The organism is Synechococcus sp. H55.11 (assembly GCF_047462475.1).
Classification (GTDB): Bacteria; Cyanobacteriota; Cyanobacteriia; order Thermostichales; family Thermostichaceae; genus Thermostichus.
On sequence record NZ_JANSJI010000319.1, the window covers coordinates 1 to 3,322 of the forward strand.

Sequence of the window (3,322 nt, forward strand, 5' to 3'; positions counted from 1 at the left end):
CCCCCCGCCCCCGCCCCGGGGGGACGACACCCGCCCCCCCGGCCCCTCTCCCAGAGGTAGAGGGGAGCTGGGATCGAGGCGGCAGGGGGTTTCACGACAATGGGGGCCAATTGGTTTTTTGAGGGAGCGATTGCTTGCCAGTTTGGCAGCTTGGGCAGGGCAACGGCCAGGTGCTTTCCGCAAGCCGGCAGCTCAGCGTTCCACCAGCAGGGCGACGGCAAAGGCAGCCATGGCCTCTCCCTGGCCGACGGGGCCGAGTTTTTCGTTGGTGGTGGCCTTCACGCCTACCTGTTTGGGCGATAGTTGCATGGCCTCGGCCAGGCGGGCCTGCATGGCGGGGATGTGGGGCTTGAGCTTGGGCTGCTCTGCCACCACGACGCTATCGACGTTGGCAATGCGCCAGCCCTCTTGGCTTACCAACTGCACCACCTGCTGCAAGAGGAGAATGCTGTCTGCCCCTTTCCAGCGCTCCTCTTCCGGGGGAAAGTAGTAGCCGATGTCCCGCAGGGCGGCGGCTCCTAGGAGGGCGTCCATGATGGCGTGGGTGAGCACGTCGGCGTCGCTGTGACCCAACAGACCCTTTTCGTAAGGGATCCGGATCCCGCCTAGGATCAGGGGGCGCCCTTCTACGAGACGGTGGATGTCATAGCCCTGGCCAATGCGCACTGTTGCGGCTCCCTTGGGAACACCAGCGAGACTTTTGCCAACTTCCTTCCAAGAGCTTGGCTCACCGGGAGAGGAAAAACGGCTGTTGAGAACGACTTCTTTCTATTCTGCCGACTCGAGAGGGGAGGAGCAGATGGGACAGGAAGAACCGCTGTAGCAGTCGAAGCAGATAAGGTGGGATTTCCCGTAGGGATTGGTACAGCGCTTGGCCCATTGATAGTCGCCGTAGCTGAGCTCTTTCCCACAGACATCACACCTGGGCATCGTTTTCTCCTCAAAAGTCTTGTAGCTAGAAGAATACAGCGCTAGAGGGATCCGGGGATCCCTGAGTCTCTGGAGAGAGACGATCCGCCAGATCCGCAGGGGATCCCGTCTTCCAGCGGCGTCCAGCCCGGCTGCCAGAGATCCCGGTTTTTGAGGGTGGCGGCGTTGACCCAGAGGCGCACCTGGGGATCGCAGACGGCCCTCAGCTCGGCAAACACCAGCCCCCCTTGCCCCTCTTGGCGGGCGGCGACCTGAAAATGTCGCCAACCCATCACAGGCTGGACAGAAGTCCACTTGGAGCCCAGCAGATGGGGAAAGCGCTGTTTTTGGCGGGGTTTGCTGCGAGCCATAAGTAGAGAGCTCCAGGGCTGTCCTTGGCTGGATGGGGGAGACCGGGGGCGATAGGATCGCTAAGGGTGCTTCGGCATTCCAAGCTCCTTCCCTCAGCATATCCACCTATGGTGCAACACAAGCAACGGCTTGGGTTCTCTTGGCAGCAGGTATTGCTGCTCCTCCTGGCCTGGCTGGTTTGGGCAACGGGACTGCCCCTGGTCGCGTCCAGCGCTTGGGCGGCAACTGAGCCGGCACTCTCTGGCAAACTCACAGGGCCGGAGTGGCGCCAGGCGGATCCTGAGGCCAAGCAGGCGTTTTGTCGCAAAGCCTTTCAGGCGTTTCGGGCCTCTCCTGCCCAGAGTTACATCATCAGCTCCAATGTGCAAGCTTTGACCCCAGAAGGTCTGTGTCAGCGGCTGGATCAGTTTTATCAGTACGCCATCCACGACGAGATCCCGCTCAACCAAGCCGCCAACATTGCCCCCTTGCTGTTCTCGGATCAGCCGCTGGAGCAGCCCTGATGCGCCAGGGATCCGCAAAGCTGCCGGCAAAGGGATCCCAAGCCTAAGTGACCAGTTGAGATCATCTGCCCCCTGCTGTTGGGGCAGGTCTTGGCAGCAGGGTCGATAATAGAACTGTTCTCTTGCAGCTCTCAAGTTCTATGGCCGGCTCCGTCATTGCTCCTGAAAACCTGCTGGATCTTTGCGAACAGGGTGTGCAAAAGGCCTTGGCTGCCGGGGCCGACCAAGCAGAGGTGTTTGCCAACTCAGGCCGTGAGACGGAAGTAACTTTTGAGAAAAATGACCTCAACCTGGCCCGCAGCAGCAGCGAGACCCTGTTCGGCATCCGGGTTTTCTGCGGCGGCAGGCTGGGCTTTGCCACTTCCAACCGCCCGGAAGAGCTGGCCGAGACAGCGGCTGAGGCGGTGGCCATGGCCAAGGCTTCGCCGGCGGATCCCCTCAACGGCCTGCCGGATCCCCAGCCTCTGCCCCAGGTGCCCTTTGCCCTCGACCCAGGCCTGCTGGAACTGGATGCTGCCGAGCTGACGCAACTGGGATCCCAACTGGTGGAGTGGGTGCGATCCAAAGATCCCCGCATCACCATTGACAGCGGCTCCTTCAGCGTGGAAGAGGATACCGTGGCCATTGCTTCTTCCACCGGCATCCGCGCCAACTACCACAGCGTCGAGGCGGGCGGATCCCTGTTTGGCATGGCCATCGATGGGGACGAGGTGGGCAGCTTTGCCTACGACGGCGACAGTGTGCAGAAGCGGGCGGAGCTGCTGCCGGCGCTGGAGCGGGCTTTTGAGCGCTTTGTGCAAAAGTGTGTGGGGGCCCTAGGGGCTAGGGAGGGGGAGAGTTTTCGCGGCCCCATCGTCCTGCCGCCGGATGTGGTGGAGGAGTTTCTGGGAGACCTCCTCTTTGTGCTGGGGGCGGACGCGGTGCGCAAGGGCAAAAGCCCGCTGGCGCAGAAGATGGGATCCCTGATCGCCAGCCCCCTGTTGACCTTGGTTTCCGAGGGGCTGGGCTTGCCCGGCCACCCCATCGAGCCCTTCGACCGCGAGGGGATGCCACGCCAAATTACCCCCCTGATCCACGAAGGGATCCTCTGCAACTTCATGTACAACAGCTACGAAGGCCGGGCTGCCGGCGTTCCCTCCAACGGCCATGCCACAGGGGGGGCGGGCAGCTTGCCGGGCGTGGGGCCGGCCTGTCTGAGCGTGGCCCCGGGGACAACCCCTTTGTCTGAGCTGTATGCGATGGAGCGGGGCATTATCGTCACGCGGCTTTCCGGCAGCAGCAACCCGATCACCGGCGATTTTTCCGGAGTGGTGAAGGGGGGCTTTTTGGTCAAAGGTGGCGAGAAGCGCCCCATCCTGGAGACCACCATTGCCGGCAACCTCTACGATTGTTTGCGCAATATCTCCGCCATCTCACAAGAGGTAACTGTTTTCAACGGCACCACGGCCTTTCCGGCTCTGCGCATCGAAGATGTATCGGTAACGGCGGGCTAATCCTGAAGCGGCAGGCAAGGCCCTCCACAGCCGGGCAGAGCATTT

General features: G+C 62.1%; 4 protein-coding genes. 2 read left to right on the forward strand and 2 right to left on the reverse strand.

Going from position 1 to position 3,322, the window contains the following annotated elements; genetic code table 11:
• Positions 1-192: 192 nt before the first annotated feature.
• On the reverse strand, positions 193-666 hold the full coding sequence (gene ispF, locus NW853_RS12725) for a 2-C-methyl-D-erythritol 2,4-cyclodiphosphate synthase (RefSeq protein WP_414334653.1): 474 nt from the start codon (positions 664-666) through the stop codon (positions 193-195).
• Positions 667-971: 305 nt separating this feature from the next.
• Positions 972-1,280: a TIGR02450 family Trp-rich protein gene (locus NW853_RS12730; RefSeq protein ID WP_414334651.1), complete on the reverse strand. Its 309-nt coding sequence runs from the start codon at positions 1,278-1,280 to the stop codon at positions 972-974.
• Positions 1,281-1,388: 108 nt separating this feature from the next.
• Between NW853_RS12730 and NW853_RS12735 the strand changes: the two genes are divergently transcribed.
• Together NW853_RS12735 and NW853_RS12740 are read left to right on the forward strand one after the other, a co-directional pair.
• Positions 1,389-1,784, forward strand: a complete 396-nt coding sequence (locus NW853_RS12735; protein WP_414334649.1) for a hypothetical protein — start codon at positions 1,389-1,391, stop codon at positions 1,782-1,784.
• 140 nt (positions 1,785-1,924) lie between these two features.
• A complete protein-coding gene (locus tag NW853_RS12740; RefSeq protein WP_414349185.1) occupies positions 1,925-3,277 on the forward strand; it encodes a TldD/PmbA family protein in 1,353 nt (450 codons plus the stop codon).
• Positions 3,278-3,322 lie beyond the last annotated feature (45 nt).

What these genes read in the sequence shown, in the direction of transcription:
- NW853_RS12740 (WP_414349185.1), top strand. Translation starts at nt 1,925, where the DNA reads ATGGCCGGCTCCGTCATTGCTCCTGAAAACCTGCTGGATCTTTGCGAA.
- NW853_RS12730 (WP_414334651.1), bottom strand. Translation starts at nt 1,280, where the DNA reads ATGGCTCGCAGCAAACCCCGCCAAAAACAGCGCTTTCCCCATCTGCTG.
- NW853_RS12735 (WP_414334649.1), top strand. Translation starts at nt 1,389, where the DNA reads ATGGTGCAACACAAGCAACGGCTTGGGTTCTCTTGGCAGCAGGTATTG.